The sequence below is a fragment of the Microbacterium sp. NPDC056234 genome (assembly GCF_042267585.1).
Classification (GTDB): Bacteria; Actinomycetota; Actinomycetes; order Actinomycetales; family Microbacteriaceae; genus Microbacterium.
Map to the genome: position 1 here is coordinate 323,961 of NZ_JBHJTE010000004.1, position 22,308 is coordinate 346,268.

A 22,308-nucleotide genomic window follows, 5' to 3' on the forward strand; every position below is an offset into this window, starting at 1 on the left:
GCGGAGTCTAGAGGCGCTCGGCGGCGAGGCGACTACCTCCGACGGGGTCCGTGTAGACGCAGAAACGGCCCCGGCTCGGTGACGAGCGCGGGGCCGTGGGCTAGCCGTGTGGCTAGAGGTTGCTGAAGCGGAGGTCGCGCCAGGCACGCGCGATTTCCTGCTCAGCGGTGAGCCCTTGAGTGGCGTTCCGCGTGATGGTGGTATGTCGGCGTCGGGCCGGGACACTGTCAGCGAGGGCGGTGGCGACCGAACGGGCGTAGCCGTCGCTTTCAATGGGCGAGGTGGGATACCACGGGGGCAGCGGTGTCGCGTCGAGGTCGTCGGCGAGGCTTTCGCCGACGTCAAGGCCGATGCCTTGGAGCAAGCGGGAGGGCGAGTTGATGCCGAGGAAGCCGAGGAAGCCGTCGACGGCTCCACCGATTAGCGAGATGAGGGCGTCGGCGACGGATGAAGCCATGCTCCAGAGCCCATCGATGAGGCCGCGGAGGACGTCCTTGCCAGCCTCGAGAAGGCTCGACACGCTGTCGATAGCTGCGGAGACGAGCGCCGGGACGATGTCGGTGAGGATCGCCCGAGCGATCGCCGGCACGCGGGAGACGAGACCCTGGACGAGCGCGCCGAATAGCTGGATGGCCCCGTTGATGAGGCGCGGGACCATGTTGATTAGCGTCGTGATGAGCGTCGGCAGGACGTCCCTGAGGAGCGTCGAGATGATGTCCGGCAGCACCGTGAGAATCGCCTCGACGAGAGTGAAGAAGAGGTCGATGGCCGTGGTGAGGAGTTCCGGCAGCATCCCGCGGATGGTGTCCAGGACGTTCGGCAGGACATCCGTGAGGAGGGTCTTGAGGATGTCGGGCAGCACGTCGAGGATCGCCGTGACGAGCGAGAAGAAGAGCTCGATGCCAGCGGCCAGGAGCTCGGGCAGCATCCCGAGGACCGTCTTGAGGACGTTGGGGAGCACGTCTCCGAGGAGCGTGTCGAGGATGTCCGGGAGGACGTCGAGGATCGCGTTGACGAGTTCCATGAAGAGCTCGATGCCCGCGGTGAGGAGCTCCGGTAGCATCCCGAGGACCGTCTTGAGGACGTTGGGCAGGACATCGCCGAGAAGGGTGTCGAGGATCACCGGGAGGACGTCCAGGATGGCCTGGACGAGCGTGGTGAAGAGTTCGATGCCCGACGCGAGAAGCTGGGGCAGCGTCTCGATGACGATGGCGAGCACCTGGGCGAAGACGTCCGTGAACGTCGTCAGGAGCGTCGGCAGAACGGTCGCGATGCCCGTGACGAGCGACATGAAGAGTTCGACGCCCGCCGCCAGGAGGACGGGGAGGGCAGTGACGAGGACCGAGGCGAACTGCGGCACGCTCAACGGCAAGAAGCCGATGAGCGCGGTCGCAGTGATCAAGAAAGAGTCGAGGATGCCGGTGTAGAGGCCTCCCCAGACGAGTTCGACGAGGGTGGGGTAGACGTCGAGATAGGCCGTCGCAAGGCCGGGGAGCGCGTCCAGCGCCCGGGCGCCGAGGGTCTTGGCGACCTCGACGAGCTTGGCGACGAGCGCGCCGAAGTCGATGGTAGAGGCCCATGCGCCGATGCCGTCGAGTGCGTCGGCGAACATCGCGCCGACGCCGGCCAGTCCGCCGCTCGCGTCCTGGAAGGCCGTGGACATCCGCTCGCCGAAGACGGCGAAGTTGTCGGCTACGCCCTGGATGGTGGGCATCATGGCGAGGAGGATGGAGCCCGCCGCGGTGGCGAACGGGAGGAACGCCTGGCCGATGGTCGTGGAGACGTTGGCCCACGACGCGCCGAGGCGCTGCATAACGCCCTCGTAGGTCGTGGACTCCTTGGCGAAGTTGCCGTGCGCGTCTGCCGTCTGCTCCATGATGAGCGCGAGGGTTGCGGCGGCGTTGGCCTCGGCGGAGAGAGCGCCGCCGACCTTCGTGAAGCCAAGCTCAGCGGCCTTGGCGTCGATCGATGCTTGCTTGAGGCTGACGCCGTAGCGCTCGATCGGGTCTCGCTCGCCCTTGAGGGCGGAGGAGAGGGCCTCGACGGCCTCGCGGCTCGTGCCGCCGAACATCGAGGAGAGGTCCGCGCCGAGCGTGATGAGGTCGTTGGTCTTGGGGCGAGCTCCTCCATGGCCGTCCCGGCGTTCTTTAGCTGGGAGCCGATGAGGGTGGCGAGCTCGTTGTATTCGTTGCGCGCGAGGCCGGTGGAGATGGCTGCGGCGGAGCTCCAGAGGTGCATCTGGCCCGCGGAGCCCTTGAAGATCGTGTCGATGGCTCCGATGGACTGCTCCAGGGCTCCGGCCTGGGCTATAGAGGCGCCGAGCACCTTCGCGGATAGGGCGAGGCCCGCTGCCACCGCGGCGGCGATAGCGACCGGGGCGACGACACGAGCGAGGCTGCGCTTGAGGTCGGGCATAGCGGCGGAGGGCGAAAGCTTCGGGTCGAGATGCCCGCGGAGCATGCGTCCGAGGCCCGCGGAATGCGGCGACAGGGCGATGTCGGCGAAGCCGATGGAGGGAGAGGTCATGGTGTCCTGGCGGTGGGTACGACAAAGGCCCCCGCCGGCGCCTCGGCGTGGACGAGGAGCGGGCGGGGGCCTTCGCGGGTTCAATTACGCGGCGGTCGCGTAGCTGGGGTTCATGTCGCGGTCGAGGAGGTGCTCCAGCGCGTCCGCTGCCTTGGTGAAGTCGGCGGTGGCGAGTTCCATGCGTCGATGGCGTCCTCGACGCCCGCGCGGAGGGCGAGGCGAGTGCCGGATGCGGCAGTCTCTCCAGTCGGGTCGCGGACGACGTCCGGCGTCACGACGCGAGCGCCGGGCGGAAGTTCGTACTGGATGCTTCGGGTCGACTTCAGGAGGTCGACGACTCGAAGCGTGGCGTCAGCGTGGGCGGTGGCAAGGTCGCGGAGCGTGTGGTCGGCGGGGGTCATTGGGCGGGCAGTTCGTCGGCGTCGAGGAACGGCAGCGGCCGGGAACCGTTGACGGGGATGTAGACGGTGGCGTCGGCGAGGCTCGGAGCATCGCCGGGCACGATGAGCGCCGGGGCGCAGACGACGCCGGGCTTGGCGAAATAGCCGACCTCGAAGCCACGGGCGTCGTGTGCGACGGTGATGGTCGTGGACGGGATCGTCAGTGGCTCGCCGGGCGGTACCTCGATGGGTGCTGGGCGGCGGTAGTTGCCGTTGGGTGTGAAGATCATGGCGGTTCCTCGAGTGGGTGGGTTACGGTGGGCCGATGATGGATGTGGTCTGGGTCGCGCCGATGGCAGATAAATCCGGCTATTGGCTGTCCCTCGATAGCTCTGAGCGCTATCCGAACGGCAAGCGGGTGAAACTGCATGGGTGGCGGTCGATGGACGACGCGGAATCGCTGGAAGCGCTCGATGCTGTGCTCGGGACGTGGGGCATCCAGCGTCAGGGGCCGGTCCATGCGGACGCCAGCGGTCGCGTGTACGTGACGATTGCTCAACGTCCCTGACGCGCGAGACGGGCCGTTAGGCTGAGGTTTTCCTTCGTTTCCGGGCCGAATCGTTGCTGATAGGGCGGCCTAGCAGGGCCTACGCGCCGCGAAGTTCAGCGGTCGTTACGGGTAGCGCCGCCGAAAACCGGGCCAGCGTTGCCCTAAAAGTCGAGAGCCATACGTATCGATTGGCAGACGCTATGCCTCCCCGGGCCTGGGGAGACCCCCGCCGGCTTGAAACGGGACGCGGATTGCCGGGTCTCGGGCCTGCGCGGATGGCAGAGACTACGATCTGAGCGTGATCAATGTGAGCGTGTGGTACACGCCGGGTGGAGCTGACTGGGGAGTTATCTCCCCTCAAATGCTTGAGGTCGTCGGGGGCGATGACGAGTTGCTCCGTGACGCGGTCTCGCGGGAGGTGGGAAAGTCGATCGCGCCGTTGCTCGTGGTCGACGTTGACGAGGACGGTCGCGACGAGCTCGTCCTCGGACATCTGGACGAGCTCACGATGGTGCAGGCCGCACGCTTTGCAGACGGCTCGACGTTGCATCTCAGCGTCGTCGGGGTCGGTGGCGGGCCTATCACGGCCATCGTCGAGCTCGTGCTCGCCGGGCTCACCGTCGCCGATGTCCTCGACCGCTTGCGCCAAGGCGGCCAGCTACTAGCTGGCTACAAACACGGCGAACGGCGGGCGGCGGCAGAACGCTGGGTTATTGAGGGCGGGAGGGGTGAGCCGTCGTTGGCCCTTCGCCAGATGGTGTGCGAGCGACCGACCTGGCGCTTGACAGCCTTCAAGACCGCCTTCGCCCTTGAGACTGGTCAGGCGGCTGATCTGCTCAGGGTGATGGGCTACGCCGAGGTGTCGGAGTCGCCTTCGGTCTGGGCGGAGCGCACCGAGTAGCTGGCGATCACCCCCGCCGACTTGAAACGGGCGAGGGTGATGGGGCGACTGGCGACGGCGCGCATCCGGCTATGCTCACGACATGAGTGAACAGCCGCCGGAGAAGGCGCTCGCGACGACGGTAGGCGCATTGGGAGAAGTCATCAAACTGGGCAAGGAATCGCCCGATGCGCGCGAGGCCGGTGTTTATGCGGCAAAGTCACTGAAGATCATCACTCAGACGGTACACACAGTGCTGTTACCCCTAGCGGCGGCAAATTACGGGGCCACGCGCTTCGCTGACTACATGAAACGACGCTTTGAGGGGGAACTCGCCGAGCGCCTCGATGTGGTCCCGGACGAAGACATCATCTCGCCGCGTGCTGTCGTCGCAGGGCCCGTGCTGGACGCTTTGGTCTACGCACACGACGAGACTGAATTGCGACGTCTGTATCTGTCACTGCTCGCTAGCGCCATGGATTCGCGAAGCTCACTCGGGGCACACCCTGCCTTCGTCGATGTGCTGCGCCAGCTTGATGCAACCGAGGTGGTGTTTCTGCGCGGCGTATTTGCGGATAAGGAATACATCGCGCCGATTGCCCGCGTCAAGATCAAAGCAGAGAGTGGCGAAGGCGCGAGCGAGGAAGCTACGCACATACTGGACTGGCGTGACGACGATGGTAAGGCGCTGGTCCCCGACAGGATCGCCACTTACGTCGATAACTGGATTCGACTCGGGCTCGTTGAGGTGATGTACGACGCATATCTAACCGCCGCGGGTGTGTACGGGTGGGTCAACACGCGACCTGAATATCAGGAAGTGCAGGCGCGAGCCGAACGTCCCGAGGCGATTGAATTCGACAAGGGCGTCATTCGCGCCACGAATTTCGGTCGGCAGTTTGCCCAAGCGGTGCGGATTGACGATGCGCCAGCGGAGTCGGTCAGGGCGGGCATGGGCGACTGGCGCGCGGCGGCTCAAGCGGCGGCCAGCGCGGGCGACACAGACGCATCCGAAGGGTAGTCGCGAACGATCCGCGAATCGGGGCGGAGATGCGCGTTCACGCCTTGCCGTACGCCCCGCGGAGTGCGGTGGCGAGGGCCTGAGCGTGCGCCGCATAGTCCTCGTCGGAGTCGCCGCGGACGAATTCGATGACGGGCTCGAGGTCGGGGAGGGCGCGGAGTGCGCGCTCCTGGCGGAGCTCGTGCTTGACGCGGGAGAGCTCGGCGGCGAGGGCGATGCGTGCGGCCTCCAAGGCTCGGTAGTCAGATGGCGTCGTCATGGTGTTCCTTTCGTGGAGATGGCCAGCCCTCGACTCAAAGGCCGAGGAGACAGCGGCGGAGGAGGGCTGGCCAGTGGTGGCCGTGCGCGGAATAAGAGCCCGCGCCGCTACCGCTCCGTACTGACGAAGGGAGACGCCAGCCCGGAGGCCCGCGGGCCATCCCACGGGGGTCGTGTGTCACACGACGGTGCGCTACTTTTTGTAGCGGTTGTCGACTACGGAAAGGACCTTCGTGGGGTACTCCTCGTCGGTCTTGCTGAGGTTGCCGAAGAGTCCCTTGTCGGCGTCTTCAGCGATCTTGCGCTGCCGTTCTCGCTCGGCAGCGGCGTCCTTGACGCGAGCGGTGTAGCGCTCCTCCGCGGTCATGTTGCGCCGGGATCGGGACAAGCTCCAGAAGGCGTCGGGCGTCAGACGCCGGCGGGCGGCTTCGGCCTCGACGCGAGCGCGGTCTTGCGGGTTCAAGCCGGTGTATGAAGCGGGGAGCGGACGGGCGGCGACGGTGTCGGCGACGAGAGAATCGATGTCGCGGGTGTTCATCGACCGGCCTCCTTCGCTGTGTAGGCCGATACCGCCTTGCGGAGGGCCGCGGTGTCCTGGCGGTACTGCTCTGAGAATCGCTTCGTGTAGAAGCCTTCGCGCACGTTGTACTTGGTGTGGACGAGGGACTCTGCCTCGGCGAAGGCAGCGACGCTGTCATCGAGAGCAGTGAAGGCGTCCGCGATCGCGGCGAAGTGCTCGTTGGCGACTCGGTTGGCCTCAGCCTGGGCGTGCGGTGTGGCGTGGAGGTGCTCGTAGAGCGCTTCCCAGGCGGTCGCGGCTTTCGTCTCAGCGTGGCGGATGGCTGCCTCAGCCTCTATCTTCCTTGCCTTGAGCTGACGCCAACGGTCGTACTCGACGTCGACGCGAGGCTCCCAAACGCCAGAGTTGAGCTTGCTGGCCTCCCGGAGCGCATCCAGAGCGGCACGATGGGCAACGTTCGCCTCGGCTACGCCGTTGCGGGCGCTCTCGAACGCCCGAGCAAGCGCCTTCGCGCCGGGGACCTTGTCAGTCAGCCATTTCGGGGCCGGGGGACGGGAGCCGCGGGGGTCGCCGGTCATAGTCAGCGGGGATAGAGCGGAGGTAGTCGTCATGGGGTTCCTTTTCGTAGAGGTGGACCAGGTGGCCCTGGCCGACGCGAGAATCACGCTCGTGTGGCTGCGGAGGAGAGGGCCTGGAGTGGTTTGGCTGATCGGCGTCACCTAGGGTGCGAGTAGCTCGACAGCGCGGCCAGCTACTCGCTCAAGTTCGGCGACGTCGCCGGAGCGGAGCGCCGCCGCCGCCTGGGTTGCTAGGCGGAGCCGTCTGGCGGTGAGGTCGGCGTAGTAGCGGCGGTTACGACACGCCGACGAGCAGAAGCGGGCGGTCGGTTTGGCGAGTTCGGCAGGTCGGCCGCACTGCGCGCAGTTGAGGAGGTAGGCCATGCGCGGCTCCTTTCGCGGAGTCGGTGCCGTTGCCAACGGCAAGAAGGGTAAAGAAAAAGCCCCGTCGATGACGACGAGGCTTGGGTAGAACGAGATTTCTCCCTCTATCTAGGAGAGCGCCTGGGTGCCCAACCGAAGGCGCGGAAACGGGGGAGGACGCTGCCGGGGGACTCTTTTCAGAGACGACTCTCAGAAACGCCGAGGAGGGCGACCACGCGGGCGGCGGGCGAGTGTCGAAGTGTCGAAGTAAATCGACACTCCTTATTCCCGCCTTGAGAGAGAGAGCTACTCAAGAGAGGAATAGAGAGTGTCGAAGTGAATCGACACTTCGACACTTACTCGGCCCTCCGGCCACGCGCCTTCCCTGGCGACCGGGTCCGGCGCGCTGCTATGAGCGTCACCGCGTGGAGGCCCACGCGATGCGGATGCGCTCGTGAGGCACAAAACGTTGTCCCGGGCGGTCAGCGGGCGTGACGATGACCTTGTCGATTGCCAGGCGGAGCAGGGCGCGGGCCTCCATGACCGGCGCGGCCATGATCGCCGGAAGTGAGAGCTCCGGGTCCAGGAGTGAGCCGAGGTCGGCCTCCGGCTCGGGAAGGAGCGCGATGTCGGCGCGGACGGTCGTCATCTGCCCCTCCAACGCCGCGGCGATACGGGCGTATCTCTCAGCGTCGAGCTTGCTGCGGACATAGTGGTCGTGATCCGCGGCGGCCAGCTTCGCCTCCAGCGTCGCCAAGCGCTCAGAATACTCGCGGTGTGACTGGACCACCACCGGGTCATTCTTGGCCAGCCAGCGGGCGGCTACGGCCTCCAAAAGGGCATCACCAGGCTCGAGGGCGGCGAGGCGGGAAGCCCATGCTCGCTTGACTGCCTCGTCGAGAAGCGTCGTCGTGACGGAGACGGGGCGAGGACACTGCGGGCCGACGTGTTCCCGACGCCGACAGCGGTACGCGCCGCCGAAGTCGTTGCACTTGCCCTGGCACGTCGCGCACACGACTAGCCCGCCCCCGAGGAGGCTCCGGGGCTGACGGACGGCTCGCATGCCGCGCCCGTAGCGACGGAGGCGCGAGTCGAGTTCGGCGAGTAGTGCGACGCGCTCGCCTTCGGTCACGATCGGCGCCTCCCCATCGGCCATGAGCGAGACATGTTCGCCCGTATCCGGGTGCCGCCAGGGGTGGAGGTCGGCTCCCTGGTAGCCCGCCGCCCGCTCTTCGCGGTGATCGGGAACTAGGCCCGCGAACGTCGGAGAGCGGAGGATGACGGACAGATTGGACGAGCGCCAGTGTGCGCCGTTGCGCTGGGTGCGGATGCCCCGCTCATTCCAGTCGCGGCACACCTGGAGCATCGTCTCGCCGCCGAGGAGGCGCTCATATACCTCGCGTGCGAGAGGCGCGGTCTTGGGGTTGCGGCGGAGCTTTCGGTCGCCGCCGACGACGTAGCCGAACGGGGCCGAGCCGCCGAGGTATTGGCCCGCGCGGCGCTGGACCTCCTTCTTCGCGCGGACGCGGAGGGAGGTATTGGCGCTCTCGGCGCGAGCTTGCTCGGAGACCATGACGATGACCATGCGGTGCCCGGGGACGGAAGAGTCGAGCGAATCCTTGAGGAAGAAGACCCGACCGCCGACGGCGTCTACGTCGTCCAGTACGGTACCGACCTGGCCCGCACCCTGGCGGCTGAGCCGGTCGAGCTTCCAGACAGCGAGGGTGGCGACCTCGCCCGCCTTGACCGCGGCGATGGCGGAGTCGAAGTCGGGGCGCTTGACGCTGCGCTTGTAGCCGGACTTGCCGGCGTCGCGCCAGACGGTGCGGACGGTCTTGCCTTCTCGGGAAGCCCACTCGCGGAGGTCGGCCTCCTGCCTTTCGAGGGAGTCCTTGCCCTCCTTGTCGATGGAGAGACGGAGGTAGAGGTCGACGAGAAGTTCCGGGGTAGACAAGGTTGTCCTTTCAGAGGAGGCGTGGTTGCTGAGGAGAGCGCCTCCTCGCCCCGGGCTGCCCGTTGAAATGAACTGGATACCCGAGGAGATCTGGATCAATGGCACCGAGCACGTCCATGTCGCTCGGGGCGGAGCGACAGAGCGGATCCCGCTGAGGTTGACGGATGCCGTGGTGCGCGATCTCGTCGAGCGGATGCTGCAGTCCACCGGACGCCGGGTGGATATCAGCCAGCCGTTCGTGGATGCCTCGCTTCCCGACGGTTCTCGACTGCATGTCGCGATCGCCGATGTGGTGCGCGGCGGATGGGCGGTCAACATCCGCAAGTTCCTGCCTCGATACCGGACGCTCGACGCGCTCGTCCAGCAGGGCGCCTTGTCCGGCGACGTCGCCGAGATGCTCCGCCGTGCCATGCAGGAAGGGCAGAGCGTGCTCGTCTCAGGCGCAACGCATGCCGGCAAGACGACACTTCTCGGTGCACTGTTGGAGTCCTGCGCGGGCACGCAGCGCATCATCACGGCGGAGGAGACGTTCGAACTCGCCGTCGAGGGCCCGGATCTCGTCGCTCTGCAAGGCCGACAGGCGAGCCTGGAGGGCACCGGTGAGATCACGCTTCGGCGCCTGGTGAAGGAGGCGCTGCGCATGCGCCCCGATCGGCTCGTCATCGGCGAGGTGCGTGACGCGGAGGCGCTGGACCTCGTCCTCGCACTCAACACCGGCGTGCCGGGGGCTGCGACCATCCACGCCAATTCCGCCGCCGAGGCGCTCGAGAAGCTCTCGATCCTGCCGTTGCTGGCCGGACGCAACATTGACCGCTCCTTCATCGCACCGGCGATCGCCTCGTCGGTCTCGCTGGTGGTGCACTGCGCGCGGGACGCCGCAGGACAGCGTCGCGTCGTCGAGGTGCTGGCGCCGACAGGTGAGGTCGTCGAAGGTCGCATCATCACGCGGGCGGTCCACCGCTCGGAGGCCACCGCATGACGCTGCTGGTCGGCGCAGCACTCGCCGCCGGCCTGCTGCTCTGCGCGTCGCCGTGGCTGTGGCCGGTTCGCGATCGCGCCGTCGAGCGCACACCGCGCGCCGGGGCGCTCACGAGTCTGCTCGAAGAGGCCGGTCTGGGCAGCATCCGCTCGCGCACCCTGATCATGGTGATGCTCGCGCTGGCCGCGGCCACGGCAGCGGTCGTCTGGTTGCTCACCGGGCTCGCTGCACTCGCCGTCATCGCCGCGCTCGCCGCCGCGGCGGCGCCGGTGACGTACCTCCGAGGGAGGCGGCTGAGACTGCGCAAAGCACGTCGTCAGCTCTGGCCGGACGTCTGCGACCTGCTCATCGCCGCCATCAGAGTCGGCCTTTCGCTGCCGGATGCCGTGGCAGGTCTCGCCGAATCCGCGCCGCAGGCCGTCCGTCCGGCGTTCGCCGTCTTCGCGAGGGACCTGCGGGCGACCGGACGGTTCGAGTCCAGTCTGGATCGGTTGAAGACTGCGCTCGCCGATCCGATCGCGGACCGCATCATCGAGACGCTGCGGATGGCACGGCAGGTGGGCGGCACCGATCTCACCGGTGTGCTGCGCGCCCTGTCGTCGTCGGTGCGCGAAGATGCCGCGTTGCGCGGTGAGGTCGAGGCGCGGCAGTCCTGGATCCACGGCGCAGCGGTGCTGGGGGTGGTCGCGCCATGGGTGATCCTCGGGCTTCTCGTGATGCGTCCGGAGGGTGTCGACGCGTACGGCACGGCTGAAGGGGTACTGGTGATCATCGCCGGCGCGGCGGTCTCGGTTCTGGCGTTCCGCATCATGGTCCGCGTCGGTCGCCTTGCCGAACCCAAGCGGTGGTTCGGATGACGGCCGTGACCGACCTCGCGATCGCGGTGCTGCTCGGCGGGCTGCTCGCCGGCGGCGTCCTCTGCGTGCTGGCTGCTCTGCCGCGTTGGCGCGCGGCGTCGCTGAGCGTGCGGATCGCACCTTACGTGCGCGACGTCGTTCCTGACGCGCTGCTGCCGCGGGGGATCCTGCCCACTGCCGGAATGCTGTCGGCGTCGGGACGTCCAGCCTGGGCTCGTCTGCGCGATGTCTTCGAACGGCTTGTAGGCGGGGGAGAAGCACTGCGGATGCGTCTCGCGCAGGCAGGCAGCCCGCTCGACGCGAGTGCGTTCCGAGGCCGCCAGCTGGCGTGGGGACTCGGCGGGCTGGCCGTCGGCGCCGTCATCGTGATCGCGTTGGCGCTCGCCGGAAGGATGTCAGCGCCGACGGTGGTGCTGCCGATCCTGATGGGCGTCGCCGCGGCAACGGGCTACGACATGCTCCTCACGGCTCGGGCCAGAGCCAGGATGGCCCGGCTCGGCGAGGAACTCCCCACCACGCTCGAGTTCCTGGCGCTGTGCCTGTCGGCCGGCGAAGGGCTGCTGGATGCGATCCGCCGGGTCGCCGCGGTCGGCTCTGGAGAGCTCACCGAGGAGTTGCGACAGGTGGTGCTGGCGGTCAACACCGGATCTCCGCTCGCCGACGCTCTGGGCGAGACGGCATCGCGCCTCCAGCTTCCCGGCCTCTCCCGCGCCGTGGATCAGCTCGTCGCAGCGCTCGAGCACGGTGCGCCGCTCGCCGGGGTGCTGCACGCGCAGGCGGCGGACGCGCGCGAAGACGCGAAGCGCGGGCTGATCGAACAGGCCGGGCGGAAGGAGATCCTCATGCTCCTTCCACTGGTCTTCCTGATCCTCCCGCTGTCCGTCCTGTTCGCGGTCTTCCCCGGCCTGTTCATCCTCCGCCTCGGTCTCGGCTGAGTGCGATTCCCCGACCCCTACGAAAGGAACAGACATGAACCGACTCCGACAGTGGCGAGCCCGACTCGCGGGGCAGACCCGTGCGCTCATCGAGGACGAGACCGGGGATGTGCCCGGCTGGGTGCTCGTGACGCTGATGACTGCTGGTCTGGTCGTGCTGATCTGGGCCGTGGCGGGGCCCGCCCTGACATCGCTGTTCGAGCAGGCGATCGCGCGAGTCTCCGGGATCTGAGCCCGTGCTCCGCCGGATCGTGCGCGACGAGGACGGGTCCAGTCCCGTCGAGTTCGTGCTCGTCGGCTCGATCCTCACGGTGCTCACGCTCGCGGTGCTGCAGCTCGGACTGGCGATGTACGTCCGCAACGTCGTGCACGACGCCGCGGTCGAGGGCGCGCACTACGCCGCGCTCGCCGACACGGCACTCGAAGACGGCGCCGCTCGCACCGCCGACGTCATCACGACCGCGGTCGGCAGCGACTTCGCCGAGGACATCACTGTGAGCACACGCGCCGAGCCCGGTCATGAAGTCGTCACCGTTCGCGTGCGCACGGCGTTGCCGGTGCTCGGACTGATCGGGATCCCGTTCGGGCTGGAGGTGGAGGCGGATGCACCGATGGAGTCGTTGGGTGCGCGATGACGACGGATCCGCCGCCCTCGAGTTCATCGTCGTCGGCGTGATTCTGCTCGTCCCGCTCGTGTACCTCGTCCTCACACTCGGCGCCGTGCAGGAGCAGACCCTCGGCGCCGAGGCGGCTGCCCGCCACACGGCGCGCGCCATGGGTCAGGCGCCGGATGCCGTGGCGGCCGCCGCTCGCGGCGATGCGATCCTCACCGGCGTGATCGAGGAGTACGGCATGGATCCGGCATCCGTGCAGGTCTCCATCGCCTGCACTCCGGCATCCGCCTCGTGTCCTGCGCCTGGTGCGACCGTCGTCGTGACCGTGTCGACCCGGGTGTCGCTTCCGTTCGTCCCGCAGGTGTTCGGGCTCGACAGAGTCGCCGCGATCCCCGTCGAGGCCGTGGCCGCGCAGAAGATGTCCAGAGTCTGGGGGTCCGGATGACGACCCTGCGCGAGCGGATGGCGGACGATGACGGCAGCATCCTTCCGCTCATGCTCGGCTATGCCGTGCTCGCCATCGCGGTCGTCTTCGCGTGCGTGTGCGCGACCGACCTGTACATCGCCCAGAAACGTCTCGATTCCCTGGCGGATGCCGCGGCTCTCGCCGGATCCGACGGATTCAGCCTCGTCATCGACGGTGAATCCGTGCGGGCGGTGCTGAGCGACGCCGGGGTGTACGAACAGGCTGCGGCGGTCGTCTCTGCCGTACCGGGGGACGCGGCACTCGTGTCGGCCGTGGCGCCGGACGGCGTGACCGCGCAGGTCACCGTCGCGGCGGTATGGCATCCGCCGCTGTTCTCGCCGTTCGTGCCGGACGGAGTGGCGCTGGAGGCGTCGGCGACGAGCCGCACCGCGCTGCAGTGACGTCGACGCGCCGATGCCGACGCGCCGATGCCGACGAGCCCATGTGGGTTCAGTCGCGCGAGCGAGGGCTGAACCGGGGGATCCAGCGCAGGAACCCCAGCGCACCGATGAAGCCGACCACGCCCATGAGTCCGGCCGCGACCGGCAGTGACGCGAGAGCCGTCACGCCCGAGACGAGGAGCGGAGCGACGGCGCCACCGGCATCCGTCAGTGTGCGCCAGGATCCCAGGAAGGCGGCCGGCTCGCCCTTGGGCGCGACATCGGCACCCAGCGTGAGCAGAATCCCACTGGACAGGCCGTTTCCGACTCCCAGTACGGCCGCGCACATCCCGAACCAGAGCACCGCGGCATCCCCGTCGTGGGTGAACGAGAGCACGATGAATCCGCTGCCCATCAGCACCATCGCCGGCATGGCGGCCCAGAGCCTGCCGAACCGATCCATGACCTGGCCGCTGGCGTAGAACAACGCGAAGTCGATGGCCCCCGAGACACCGACGACGAGTGCGATCGTCTGGGCATCCAGCCCCAGCGAGACGCCCCACAACGGCAGGACGACCTGGCGGGCGGAACGGACGGCCGACAGGGATGCCGCAGCGAGCCCGAGCCGGCCGTGCACGCCGCGGTGGTGCCACATGGTGCGGAAGATCCCGGGCCGCTGGATCGTCGGGATCGATCCGGACACGGCCTCACCGGTGTCCTCCGTGAACGTCCCGTTCATGGCCGGGGGAGTGGTCCTCTCGGGATCCGGACCGAACAGGACGAGGACGACCATGACGGCGAGGCACGCCAGGAAGAACCAGATCGCAGCCGTCTCGTCACCGAACAGCTGCAGGAGCGCCGCCGTGACGAACGGGCCGATGAAGATCCCGAGACGGAAGCTGCCACCGAGCAGCGACAGCGCGCGGGCGCGGAACGCGATGGGCACGCGCGTCGTCATGAATGCGTGTCTGGCGAGCCCGAACGCAGCAGCGCAGAACCCGAGGAGGAACACCGCGGCCGCGAAGACGCCGATCACAGGGGCGAAGATCATCCCCACGACGGCCAGCATCGAGATCAGACCAGCGAACACCATCGTGAACCGCTCGCCGATGCGGGCGACGGCCCAACCGGCAGGAAGGTTCCCGCACAGCTGACCCACCACGAGGGCCGACGCGACCAGCGCGGCCGAGGCGACATCGGCGCCCATGTTCGCGGCGATCACGGGGATCAGCGGCAGAACGGCGCCCTCGCCGAGCGAGAACAGGATGGTCGGCAGGTACACCATCGGCCCGAAGCTCCTCAGGACCGTCGATGCGTTGCTCATCTCGCCGCCACTCTACTCGTGAGCGCATCGACCTCTCGCCGCTCCGCGAAGCAGGATAGGCTGGGGTGTCATGCTCGAACTCGATCTTTCCGCCGAAATCCAGGCGCTCAGGCAAACCTTCGGCGACATCAGCGAGGTCGTCGATGTCTCCCGTCTCCGCGACGAAATCGCGCGACTCAGCGAAGAGGCCGGTGCGCCCGACCTCTGGGACGACACCGAGCGCGCTCAGAAGGTGACCAGCGCACTCAGCCACCGCCAGTCCGAGCTCGCGCGCATCACCGGCATCGCGCAGCGGCTCGACGATCTCGAGGTGCTCATCGACCTCGCGAACGAGATGGGCGACGAGGAGTCCGCGCTCGAAGCGCGCAGCGAGCTCACCGCGCTCACCGAGCTCATCAACCAGCTCGAGGTGCAGACGCTGCTGGACGGCGAATACGACGAGCGCAGCGCGATCATCACGATCCGTTCCGGCGCCGGTGGCGATGACGCCACCGATTTCGCCGAGATGCTCATGCGCATGTATCTGCGCTGGGCGGAGCGGCACAAGTACCCGGTCAAGGTCATGGATACGTCCTACGCCGAGGGGGCGGGTATCAAGTCCGCAACGTTCGAGATCGATGCGCCCTATGCCTTCGGCACCGTCTCGGTCGAGGCCGGCACGCATCGCCTCGCGCGCATCAGTCCGTTCGGTTCCGCCGACAAGCGTCAGACGTCGTTCGCCGCTGTCGAGGTCATCCCTCTGATGGAGGAGGCCACGGAGGTCGACATCCCCGAGAACGACATCCGCGTCGACGTGTTCCGTTCCTCCGGCCCCGGCGGCCAGTCCGTCAACACGACCGACTCCGCCGTGCGCATCACCCACCTGCCCACCGGCATCGTCGTGTCGATGCAGAACGAGAAGTCCCAGATCCAGAACCGCGCGGCCGCGATGCGCGTCCTGCAGACCCGCCTGCTGCTGCTGCAGAAGGAACAGGAAGCGGCGAAGAAGAAAGAGCTCGCGGGTAACATCACCGCGAGCTGGGGCGACCAGATGCGCTCGTACTTCCTCTACGGCCAGCAGCTCGTCAAGGACCTGCGCACCGGCTATGAGTCGGGCAACCCGGCATCCGTGTTCGATGGCGACCTGGACGGGTTCATCTCCGCAGGCATCCGCTGGCGCAAGCGCCGCGACGACGACTGATCCGACGCGCACGAAGACGGCCCCGGTGCTTCACCGGGGCCGTCTTCCTGTCTGTCAGAGGATCACTCGGCGAGGGCGCACGTCGCGGTGTGCTCCCCGAGCAGAGTCGTGAAAGTCTCTGCCGCGCCCAAGTCCGTGAAGTCTCCGTCGGCCTCGACCATGGCGCGCAGAGTCGCGTCATCGGTGTCGGACGCCACGAACGCCTCGGCGAAACAGGTGATCTGCGCGTCGCTGAAGGAGCCCTCTGCGCCGCTGGCGTCGATGTACGCCTCGATCGCGTCCTCGACCTCGTCGACGGTGGGCCGCGGGCCAGAAGCGGCCGCGTCGTCTGACCCGTCCTGCGGTGCCGATGTGGAGGTCGCATCGGCGATCTCGTCGAACGCCTGCACGCCCACAGCGACGATCGTGACGATCAGCACGATCGTGCCGATGATCCCGCCGACGACGGCCAGGATGAGACCGGTGATGGCCGGCCACTTCGCGCCCTTCATGAACAGCGCCACGATCGAGAGGATCAGCCCGATCGGGAGCAGGATCAGCCCGACGATCACGGTCGCCGGGATGCAGGCCAGGATGAATCCGAGCGCCGCGACGCCGAGCGCGATCCACGCGAGAACGTGCGGTTTCGGCTTCAGGGGCGATCCCGCAGGTCCGGCAGGTGCAGCGGCGGAATACGGCGTCGACCCCGCAGGCGAGCCGGGAGCACTGGCCGAGGCGTACGGCGGGACGCTCGCATCGTCGGCCACGGTCGACGCGGAAGTCGCACCCGTGGCGGTGACCTCCGGCGCGAAGTGCTCCGTCCACTTCGTGCCGTCCCACCAACGCTGTCGACCCGAACCGTCGTCGTACCAACCGGCAGGTGTGCTCATGATGTCCTCGAGTTCTCGCACCGTTGCTGTGCGCGGCACGGGCGCAGGACGCACCCCTCCGGCGTCCCCTCTCATCTATACCAGCCCCGTGAGACATCCGTGAGGGGCACCTCTGCCCCGCAGGTGGGGTGTCGCTCGCGAGCAGCGCCGCAGGCGCGCTTAGGCTCGTACCGCCATGATTCGGTTCGAGAACGTCACCAAACGCTACCGGGGCACCAAGCGCCCTGCTCTGTCCGGGGTCGACTTCGAAGTGCAACGCGGGGAGTTCGTCTTCCTCGTCGGCGCTTCGGGCTCCGGCAAGTCGACCTGCCTGCGGCTCATTCTGCGGGAAGAGGTCCCGTCCACCGGCCGCGTCGCCGTGCTGGGCCGCGACCTCCGTTCGCTGGCGAACCGCAAGGTGCCGTACTTCCGCCGTCACATCGGCTCGGTGTTCCAGGACTTCCGCCTGCTGCCGTCGAAGACGGTGTATCAGAACGTCGCGTTCACGCTGCAGGTCACCGGGTCATCCCGTGGATTCATCCAGCAGGCCGTGCCCGAGGCGCTTGCGCTGGTCGGCCTCGACGGCAAGCAGAAGCGGATGCCCCATGAGCTGTCCGGCGGCGAGCAGCAGCGCGTCGCCATCGCCCGCGCGATCGTCAACCGCCCGCAGATCCTGCTGGCGGATGAGCCGACCGGAAACCTCGACCCGGCCACCTCGGTCGGGATCATGCAGCTGCTCGCCCGTATCAATGCCGGCGGCACGACTGTGCTCATGGCGACGCACGAGGCGGGGTTCGTCGACCAGATGCAGCGCCGCGTGATCGAACTGCGCGACGGCGAGATGGTCCGCGACGAGGTCCATGGCGGTTACGGCGACACCTCGGCGATCCCGATGCTCACTCCGAAGCAGGAGCTCGGTGCTGCGGCAGCCGCTGCGCTCACAGCCGTGCAGGAGGTCCAGCGCGAGACGGCATCGATTCCGCCGCTGGATGCCGTGACCCTGGCGCGCATGCGCGAGGCGAAGAACCGATCGAGCACCGGACCCGTCCTGACCGCACCGGTCGAGTCACCGGTTCCGACCGACGCGGCGTCTGAAGCATCCGATCCGGCTCCGCGGCGGACGCATCCGATCGTCCCGCCGGAGGTCGACATCGCCGAGGTGGGGGTGGCCGATCGTCTCGGGCTCGTGGACAGGGACGACGACGAAGTGGGGCCGACGACATGAGGGTCGGACTCATCCTGACCGAGGCCCTGGTGGGTCTGCGGCGCAACGCCTCGATGGTGATCTCCGTCGTGCTGGTGACCTTCGTCTCGCTGACGTTCGTCGGTGCCGCGATCCTCATGCAGGAGCAGATCTCCACGATGCGGGCCTACTGGTCCGAGCGCGCGCAGGTCGCCGTGTACATGTGCTCACCGGTGTCCGAGACCGACACCTGCGTGGACGGTGAGGCCACGCAGGAGCAACTGGACGTGGTGGCGGGTGAACTCGACGGAGATGCGCTGTCCCCGCTGATCGGCAGCGTGCGCTTCGAGGACAAGGCCGAGGCCTACGCCAACCTGATCGAGCTGGTCGGTGAGGAGCAGGCCAGCGTGCTCACCGAGGACCAGATGCAGCAGAGCTTCTGGGTGACGTTGAAGGACCCGGCGCAGTCCCGCGTGATCGCGGAGTCGTTCACGGGCGTGCAGGGTGTCGAAGAGGTCGTCGATCAGCTGAAGTACCTCGACCCGCTGTTCTCCGCGCTGACGGTGGCGACGTACATCGCCGTCGGCATCGCCGCGCTCATGCTCATCGCCGCCGTGCTGCTCATCGCGACCACGATCCGATTGTCGGCCTACGCCAGACGCAAGGAGATCGGCATCATGCGATTGGTGGGTGCATCGAACCGTGTCATCCAGACTCCGTTCGTGCTCGAGGGCGTGTTCGCGGCGTTCCTCGGATCGGTGCTCGCGAGCGCCGCGGTGCTCGCCGGGATGCACTTCGGCGTCGACGGCTATCTCCGAGGTCGGGTGCCATCGATCACCACCTGGGTCACCATGCAGGATGCCGCGTTCGTCGTGCCGATTCTCATCGTGATCGGCGTCGTGCTGGCGGCGCTGTCGGCAGGCTTCGCGATTCGTCGTTGGTTGCGCACCTGATAGGCTGACAGGCTGTCGTGCGCCCGCACGACACGGAATCAGGAGAGCACCATGCCCAGGGAACGCGGGGAGAAGGTCGTCGCGACCAATCGTCGCGCACGTCACGACTACAACATCGAGAAGTCGTACGAGGCGGGACTCGTGCTCACCGGCACCGAGGTGAAGTCGCTGCGCCAGGGGCGTGCGAACCTCTCCGACGGCTACGCGTTCATCAAGGGGAACGAAGCCTTCCTCGATGCCGTGCACATTCCGGAGTACTCCCAGGGGCATTGGACCAACCATTCCGCCAAGCGGATCCGCAAGCTGCTGCTGCACCGCGAAGAGATCGCGAAGCTGCAGCACGCGGTATCGGCCGGTGGCTACACGCTGATCCCGCTGAAGCTGTACTTCTCCGACGGCCGGGCGAAGATCGAGATCGCCCTTGCCAAGGGAAAGCGCGAGTTCGACAAACGACAGACCCTGCGCGAGCGCCAGGACACTCGCGAGGCCGAGCGCGCGATGCGTCTGCGCAACCGCGTGGGCGAATAACGACCCGACGCAGGCTCGCCTGCGTCGAACGAACGCTACGGCCTCGGCTCGAATCCGAACGCACGCCCGAGGAACGCCAGTTCGCGTTCCAGCGCGTCGACGATCGTCGACGCGCTGCGGAAGCCGTGTCCCTCGCCGGGGTAGACGACGTACTCGTGGTCGATCCCGCGCTGTGCGAGCGCATCGCGGATCGCCTCGGACTGCGACGGAGGGACGACCGGGTCGTCTTCGCCCTGCAGGAGCAGCACAGGAACGTCGATCCGATCCGCGTTCGTCAGTGGCGACCGCTCGATGTAGACGGACTCGGACTCCGGCAGTGGGCCGACGAGACCGTTCAGATACTCCTTCTCGAAGTCATGGGTATCCGCGGCGAGAGCACGCAGGTCGGTGACGCCGTACCGGCTGATCCCGGCGCTGAACGCACCGCCGCGTACGAGAGCGCTGAGCACGGTCCAGCCCCCCGCCGAGCTTCCGCGGATCGCGATCCGCTCGGCGTCGGCGAGCCCTGCCTCGGCGAGCCCACGGGCTGCCGCGAGCACGTCGTCGACATCGACGAGGCCCCATTTCCCGTCCAAGCGCTCCCGGTACGCGCGTCCGTACCCGGTCGAACCGCCGTAGTTGACATCCAGGACGCCGATGCCCCGGCTGGTGTAGAACGCGATCCCGGCCGAGGCGGCTCCCGTGACGTGGGCGGTCGGACCGCCGTGCACGAACACGACATACGGAGGCAGTCCGCCGACGGGGCCGGTCATCTCCGGGTTCGCGGGTGCGTAGGCGAACGCGTGCACCGGCCCATGCGCGCCGTCGACGACGATCCGCTGCGCCGGCGGCATCCAGTCGGAGTTCACGGGGCCGCCGCCGGAGATCGCCGTGATGGCGCCCGAGTCGAGGTCGACCGACCACAGGCCGGGTGCGACCGTCGAGCCGGTTCCGGTGATGAGCATCCGAGCGCCCGCGATGTCGTCGATGCTGACGTGCCCGTCGCAGGGCACCTCGATCGCGCGGGCGTCGCCGTCCCCGCCGATCACGACCACCTCATCGCGGCCGTTCGTGCGGACGGCGACGATGCGCCCGTCGGCCAGCGGTTGATACCAGCGGTTGCCGAGGACCCAGAGGCCGTAGCCGGTGTCGGCATCGACAGGCGCGATGGGCACCCGAGGACCGCGTGGAGTCACGCCGTCGATACCGATGCGGTGCAGCGTCCAGCGGTCGTCCGGGATGTCCGAGTACAGCAGCTCGTCGTCGTCGACCCATTCCGGCTGCAGCGCGGCTCGTGTCGGCAGCACGTTCGCCTCGCCGCCGCCGACCCGTGCGATGCCGATCTGGGCGCTCTCCCACGGCATCCGATCTCCGTTCCACTGCACCCAGGCGATCCGTGAGCCGTCGGGGGACAGGGCGGGGTGTGCGAAGAAACCGGGACCCTGCGCATGCACGATGACGGCCGTCGGATCGTCGGCGGCTGAGCCGTCGGTCGGGATCTCCACGATCGCGCGCTGATGCGGATCGGCCGTGAGGTCCTCGCGGACGGCGAGCAGCCGACCGTCCTGCAGGCGCAGCCCTCCGTGCGCAGGGCCCGGTGCCGTCAGCGGCTCGGGCTCACCGCCGGGAGCGAGCCGGTGGACCCGCTGGCCGCGGGCTTCGACGAAGTAGAGGATGCCGTCGGCCCCCGCCGTCCAGGCGCCCCCGCCGTACTCGTGCACGCGCGAGCGGGCGCTCCACGGCGCGGGCAGCACCTCGGCGCCGGTCGAGCTGCGCACCGTGATGCGGCCGCCCTCGGCCGGCACCGACTCGCCCCACCAGATCTCGTCGCCGACGAAGCGCGCGCCGTCGAGGCGAGGTGCGGATGACGCGATATCGGCGGCATGGAAGGGAGAGGGCCAGGAACCGAACGGCTGGGGCATGCTCCGAGCCTACGAGAGCGAACTGACACATGGCGTCACAGAGATGCGCCGGCGTCGCGGCGTGCCTTACGTTCGTGGAAACGCCCCGTTCACCTGGAGCGTGGAGCGACAGCCGAGCCCGGCATCCGCTTGCGAAGCGCAGCGCTCTTCGCAGCCGCCCCGTGTCCGCCCTGTCAGCAGGAGAGAAACATGTCCTCCGAGGACTCCACCACCGCCGGTGCCTCGCGCGTGCCGTTCTCCTTCGAGCTCTACCCGCCGCGCTCGCCGTCCAGCGAGGACGCGCTGCACGAGACGGTTCGCCGTCTGGCCGCAGCCGGGCCCGCGTTCCTCTCGGTGACTTACGGGGCCGGCGGCTCGACGGGCGGACGATCTCTCGAGGTGCTGCGGTACATCCGCGCGACCACCGAGGTCGAACCGCTCGCGCACCTCACGTGCGTCGGCAACACCTACGCCGGGGCCACGCAGCTCATCCGCGAGTTCCTGGATGCCGGCATCCGCAGCTTCCTCGCCCTGCGAGGCGATCCGCCGACGGGCCAGACCGAGCCGTTCCTCGGCGACCTGGAGAGCGCGGCGCAGCTCGTGCAGCTCATCGACCGGGTCCAGGCCGAGCGCGCGCCGTACGAGGAGACGCCGGTTCCGGGGCTTCCTGGGGCCGCTCGGGTCGCCCCGCGCCGCAAGGTGAGCATCGCCGTCGCCGCTTTCCCGAAGGGGCACCCGCGATCGACGCATCGCACGCAGGACGTCGAGGCGCTGCTGGCCAAGCAGGCGGCAGGCGCGACATTCGCGATCACGCAGTTGTTCTTCCACGCGGACGACTATCTCGCGTTCGTGGAGCGCGCGCGCCGCGCGGGCGTCACGATCCCGATCCTGCCGGGAATCATGCCGATCACGTCACCCGCGCGGCTGTCCCGCGTGCTGGAGCTCACCGGCGAGGAGATCCCCGGCGAACTGCAGGTGGCGCTCGAGGTCGAACCGACGGCAGAAGGGCGCAGGCGGATCGGCGTCGACTGGGCGGCCGGGCTCGCGCGCGAGGTCGTCGCCGGCGGCGCACCCGGTGTGCACCTGTACGCGTTCAACCAGCACGAGACGGTCCTCGACGTCCTCGAGTCGGCCGACATCCTCCCCGCTCTTCATCACTAGACCCCTCCTGA

The 22,308-nt window shown here is 68.1% G+C and carries 24 protein-coding genes; 15 read left to right on the plus strand and 9 right to left on the minus strand.

All coding sequences use genetic code 11. The features are described from left to right. Positions 1–112 precede the first annotated feature (112 nt). Positions 113–2,071, minus strand: coding sequence for a hypothetical protein (locus tag ACFCYE_RS13460; protein WP_376179473.1), 1,959 nt, complete (start codon positions 2,069–2,071; stop codon positions 113–115). Between the two features lie 852 nt (positions 2,072–2,923). Then, on the minus strand, positions 2,924–3,196 hold the full coding sequence (locus ACFCYE_RS13465) for a hypothetical protein (protein ID WP_376179474.1): 273 nt from the start codon (positions 3,194–3,196) through the stop codon (positions 2,924–2,926). Positions 3,197–3,231: 35 nt separating this feature from the next. On the opposite strand from ACFCYE_RS13465, the gene ACFCYE_RS13470 reads away from it, so the two are divergent. The 3 genes from ACFCYE_RS13470 (at position 3,232) to ACFCYE_RS13480 (ending at position 5,357) form a co-directional block, all read left to right on the plus strand. Continuing rightward, complete coding sequence (locus tag ACFCYE_RS13470) at positions 3,232–3,474, plus strand: hypothetical protein (protein WP_376179476.1); 243 nt, start codon at positions 3,232–3,234, stop codon at positions 3,472–3,474. 280 nt (positions 3,475–3,754) lie between these two features. Further along, a complete protein-coding gene (locus ACFCYE_RS13475) occupies positions 3,755–4,357 on the plus strand; it encodes a hypothetical protein (protein ID WP_376179478.1) in 603 nt (200 codons plus the stop codon). A gap of 82 nt (positions 4,358–4,439) precedes the next feature. Next, a complete protein-coding gene (locus ACFCYE_RS13480) occupies positions 4,440–5,357 on the plus strand; it encodes a DUF4393 domain-containing protein (protein ID WP_376179479.1) in 918 nt (305 codons plus the stop codon). Positions 5,358–5,394: 37 nt separating this feature from the next. On the opposite strand, the gene ACFCYE_RS13485 is transcribed toward ACFCYE_RS13480, so the two are convergent. The 4 genes from ACFCYE_RS13485 to ACFCYE_RS13500 all read right to left on the minus strand — a co-directional run bounded on the left by ACFCYE_RS13485 (position 5,395) and on the right by ACFCYE_RS13500 (position 9,009). Next, on the minus strand, positions 5,395–5,616 hold the full coding sequence (locus ACFCYE_RS13485) for a hypothetical protein (RefSeq protein ID WP_376179480.1): 222 nt from the start codon (positions 5,614–5,616) through the stop codon (positions 5,395–5,397). Positions 5,617–5,808: 192 nt separating this feature from the next. Next, a complete protein-coding gene (locus ACFCYE_RS13490; protein WP_376179482.1) occupies positions 5,809–6,153 on the minus strand; it encodes a hypothetical protein in 345 nt (114 codons plus the stop codon). Further along, entirely contained in the window at positions 6,150–6,746 is a 597-nt protein-coding gene (locus ACFCYE_RS13495; protein WP_376179484.1) for a hypothetical protein, read from the minus strand. Before ACFCYE_RS13495 ends, ACFCYE_RS13490 begins: the two co-directional genes overlap by 4 nt. A 727-nt stretch (positions 6,747–7,473) precedes the next feature. Beyond that, the gene (locus ACFCYE_RS13500; RefSeq protein ID WP_376179486.1) at positions 7,474–9,009 is read right to left on the minus strand and encodes a recombinase family protein; all 1,536 of its coding nucleotides are present in this window, start codon (positions 9,007–9,009) and stop codon (positions 7,474–7,476) included. Between the two features lie 67 nt (positions 9,010–9,076). Between ACFCYE_RS13500 and ACFCYE_RS13505 the strand changes: the two genes are divergently transcribed. Genes ACFCYE_RS13505 through ACFCYE_RS13535 form a run of 7 tightly spaced genes read left to right on the plus strand, consistent with a single transcriptional unit; the run spans position 9,077 to position 13,261 of the window. Next, positions 9,077–9,988 (plus strand): CpaF family protein, encoded by a 912-nt coding sequence (locus tag ACFCYE_RS13505; RefSeq protein ID WP_376179488.1) that lies wholly within the window; start codon positions 9,077–9,079, stop codon positions 9,986–9,988. Continuing rightward, positions 9,985–10,845 carry a type II secretion system F family protein gene (locus tag ACFCYE_RS13510; RefSeq protein WP_376179490.1) on the plus strand — a complete coding sequence of 287 codons (861 nt, stop codon included), beginning with the start codon at positions 9,985–9,987 and terminating at the stop codon, positions 10,843–10,845. Before ACFCYE_RS13505 ends, ACFCYE_RS13510 begins: the two co-directional genes overlap by 4 nt. Further along, positions 10,842–11,780 (plus strand): type II secretion system F family protein, encoded by a 939-nt coding sequence (locus ACFCYE_RS13515; protein ID WP_376179492.1) that lies wholly within the window; start codon positions 10,842–10,844, stop codon positions 11,778–11,780. The genes ACFCYE_RS13510 and ACFCYE_RS13515 overlap by 4 nt, the downstream gene beginning before the upstream one ends. Before the next feature lie 34 nt (positions 11,781–11,814). After that, entirely contained in the window at positions 11,815–12,012 is a 198-nt protein-coding gene (locus ACFCYE_RS13520; RefSeq protein WP_376179493.1) for a hypothetical protein, read from the plus strand. Positions 12,013–12,016: 4 nt separating this feature from the next. Beyond that, entirely contained in the window at positions 12,017–12,415 is a 399-nt protein-coding gene (locus ACFCYE_RS13525) for a TadE/TadG family type IV pilus assembly protein (RefSeq protein ID WP_376179494.1), read from the plus strand. Further along, positions 12,405–12,839 carry a TadE family protein gene (locus ACFCYE_RS13530; protein WP_376179496.1) on the plus strand — a complete coding sequence of 145 codons (435 nt, stop codon included), beginning with the start codon at positions 12,405–12,407 and terminating at the stop codon, positions 12,837–12,839. The genes ACFCYE_RS13525 and ACFCYE_RS13530 overlap by 11 nt, the downstream gene beginning before the upstream one ends. Further along, positions 12,836–13,261 (plus strand): hypothetical protein, encoded by a 426-nt coding sequence (locus ACFCYE_RS13535; RefSeq protein ID WP_376179497.1) that lies wholly within the window; start codon positions 12,836–12,838, stop codon positions 13,259–13,261. The genes ACFCYE_RS13530 and ACFCYE_RS13535 overlap by 4 nt, the downstream gene beginning before the upstream one ends. Before the next feature lie 49 nt (positions 13,262–13,310). On the opposite strand, the gene ACFCYE_RS13540 is transcribed toward ACFCYE_RS13535, so the two are convergent. Beyond that, a complete protein-coding gene (locus ACFCYE_RS13540; protein ID WP_376179499.1) occupies positions 13,311–14,564 on the minus strand; it encodes an MFS transporter in 1,254 nt (417 codons plus the stop codon). Positions 14,565–14,634: 70 nt separating this feature from the next. On the opposite strand from ACFCYE_RS13540, the gene prfB reads away from it, so the two are divergent. Beyond that, on the plus strand, positions 14,635–15,744 hold the full coding sequence (prfB, locus tag ACFCYE_RS13545) for a peptide chain release factor 2 (RefSeq protein WP_376179501.1): 1,110 nt from the start codon (positions 14,635–14,637) through the stop codon (positions 15,742–15,744). A 62-nt stretch (positions 15,745–15,806) separates the two neighbouring features. On the opposite strand, the gene ACFCYE_RS13550 is transcribed toward prfB, so the two are convergent. After that, positions 15,807–16,613: a DUF2510 domain-containing protein gene (locus tag ACFCYE_RS13550; protein WP_376179502.1), complete on the minus strand. Its 807-nt coding sequence runs from the start codon at positions 16,611–16,613 to the stop codon at positions 15,807–15,809. Positions 16,614–16,788: 175 nt separating this feature from the next. On the opposite strand from ACFCYE_RS13550, the gene ftsE reads away from it, so the two are divergent. The 3 genes from ftsE to smpB are packed head-to-tail and all read left to right on the plus strand — an operon-like array spanning position 16,789 to position 19,256. Continuing rightward, positions 16,789–17,817 carry a cell division ATP-binding protein FtsE gene (gene ftsE / locus ACFCYE_RS13555; protein ID WP_376179504.1) on the plus strand — a complete coding sequence of 343 codons (1,029 nt, stop codon included), beginning with the start codon at positions 16,789–16,791 and terminating at the stop codon, positions 17,815–17,817. Further along, the gene (gene ftsX / locus ACFCYE_RS13560; RefSeq protein WP_376179505.1) at positions 17,814–18,728 is read left to right on the plus strand and encodes a permease-like cell division protein FtsX; all 915 of its coding nucleotides are present in this window, start codon (positions 17,814–17,816) and stop codon (positions 18,726–18,728) included. Before ftsE ends, ftsX begins: the two co-directional genes overlap by 4 nt. Positions 18,729–18,779: 51 nt before the next feature. Beyond that, complete coding sequence (gene smpB / locus ACFCYE_RS13565; RefSeq protein WP_376179506.1) at positions 18,780–19,256, plus strand: SsrA-binding protein SmpB; 477 nt, start codon at positions 18,780–18,782, stop codon at positions 19,254–19,256. A 35-nt stretch (positions 19,257–19,291) separates the two neighbouring features. Here smpB and ACFCYE_RS13570 read toward each other — a convergent pair whose 3' ends face one another. Then, on the minus strand, positions 19,292–21,157 hold the full coding sequence (locus ACFCYE_RS13570; RefSeq protein WP_376179508.1) for a prolyl oligopeptidase family serine peptidase: 1,866 nt from the start codon (positions 21,155–21,157) through the stop codon (positions 19,292–19,294). A gap of 189 nt (positions 21,158–21,346) precedes the next feature. Between ACFCYE_RS13570 and ACFCYE_RS13575 the strand changes: the two genes are divergently transcribed. Beyond that, a complete protein-coding gene (locus ACFCYE_RS13575) occupies positions 21,347–22,297 on the plus strand; it encodes a methylenetetrahydrofolate reductase (protein WP_376179509.1) in 951 nt (316 codons plus the stop codon). Positions 22,298–22,308: the final 11 nt, after the last annotated feature.

What these genes read in the sequence shown, in the direction of transcription:
- ACFCYE_RS13540 (WP_376179499.1), bottom strand. Translation starts at nt 14,564, where the DNA reads ATGAGCAACGCATCGACGGTCCTGAGGAGCTTCGGGCCGATGGTGTAC.
- ACFCYE_RS13490 (WP_376179482.1), bottom strand. Translation starts at nt 6,153, where the DNA reads ATGAACACCCGCGACATCGATTCTCTCGTCGCCGACACCGTCGCCGCC.
- prfB (WP_376179501.1), top strand. Translation starts at nt 14,635, where the DNA reads ATGCTCGAACTCGATCTTTCCGCCGAAATCCAGGCGCTCAGGCAAACC.
- ACFCYE_RS13570 (WP_376179508.1), bottom strand. Translation starts at nt 21,157, where the DNA reads ATGCCCCAGCCGTTCGGTTCCTGGCCCTCTCCCTTCCATGCCGCCGAT.
- ACFCYE_RS13575 (WP_376179509.1), top strand. Translation starts at nt 21,347, where the DNA reads ATGTCCTCCGAGGACTCCACCACCGCCGGTGCCTCGCGCGTGCCGTTC.
- ACFCYE_RS13485 (WP_376179480.1), bottom strand. Translation starts at nt 5,616, where the DNA reads ATGACGACGCCATCTGACTACCGAGCCTTGGAGGCCGCACGCATCGCC.
- ACFCYE_RS13505 (WP_376179488.1), top strand. Translation starts at nt 9,077, where the DNA reads ATGAACTGGATACCCGAGGAGATCTGGATCAATGGCACCGAGCACGTC.
- ftsX (WP_376179505.1), top strand. Translation starts at nt 17,814, where the DNA reads ATGAGGGTCGGACTCATCCTGACCGAGGCCCTGGTGGGTCTGCGGCGC.
- ftsE (WP_376179504.1), top strand. Translation starts at nt 16,789, where the DNA reads ATGATTCGGTTCGAGAACGTCACCAAACGCTACCGGGGCACCAAGCGC.
- ACFCYE_RS13535 (WP_376179497.1), top strand. Translation starts at nt 12,836, where the DNA reads ATGACGACCCTGCGCGAGCGGATGGCGGACGATGACGGCAGCATCCTT.
- ACFCYE_RS13465 (WP_376179474.1), bottom strand. Translation starts at nt 3,196, where the DNA reads ATGATCTTCACACCCAACGGCAACTACCGCCGCCCAGCACCCATCGAG.
- ACFCYE_RS13510 (WP_376179490.1), top strand. Translation starts at nt 9,985, where the DNA reads ATGACGCTGCTGGTCGGCGCAGCACTCGCCGCCGGCCTGCTGCTCTGC.
- smpB (WP_376179506.1), top strand. Translation starts at nt 18,780, where the DNA reads ATGCCCAGGGAACGCGGGGAGAAGGTCGTCGCGACCAATCGTCGCGCA.
- ACFCYE_RS13515 (WP_376179492.1), top strand. Translation starts at nt 10,842, where the DNA reads ATGACGGCCGTGACCGACCTCGCGATCGCGGTGCTGCTCGGCGGGCTG.
- ACFCYE_RS13495 (WP_376179484.1), bottom strand. Translation starts at nt 6,746, where the DNA reads ATGACGACTACCTCCGCTCTATCCCCGCTGACTATGACCGGCGACCCC.
- ACFCYE_RS13460 (WP_376179473.1), bottom strand. Translation starts at nt 2,071, where the DNA reads ATGTTCGGCGGCACGAGCCGCGAGGCCGTCGAGGCCCTCTCCTCCGCC.
- ACFCYE_RS13550 (WP_376179502.1), bottom strand. Translation starts at nt 16,613, where the DNA reads ATGAGCACACCTGCCGGTTGGTACGACGACGGTTCGGGTCGACAGCGT.
- ACFCYE_RS13480 (WP_376179479.1), top strand. Translation starts at nt 4,440, where the DNA reads ATGAGTGAACAGCCGCCGGAGAAGGCGCTCGCGACGACGGTAGGCGCA.
- ACFCYE_RS13470 (WP_376179476.1), top strand. Translation starts at nt 3,232, where the DNA reads ATGATGGATGTGGTCTGGGTCGCGCCGATGGCAGATAAATCCGGCTAT.
- ACFCYE_RS13520 (WP_376179493.1), top strand. Translation starts at nt 11,815, where the DNA reads ATGAACCGACTCCGACAGTGGCGAGCCCGACTCGCGGGGCAGACCCGT.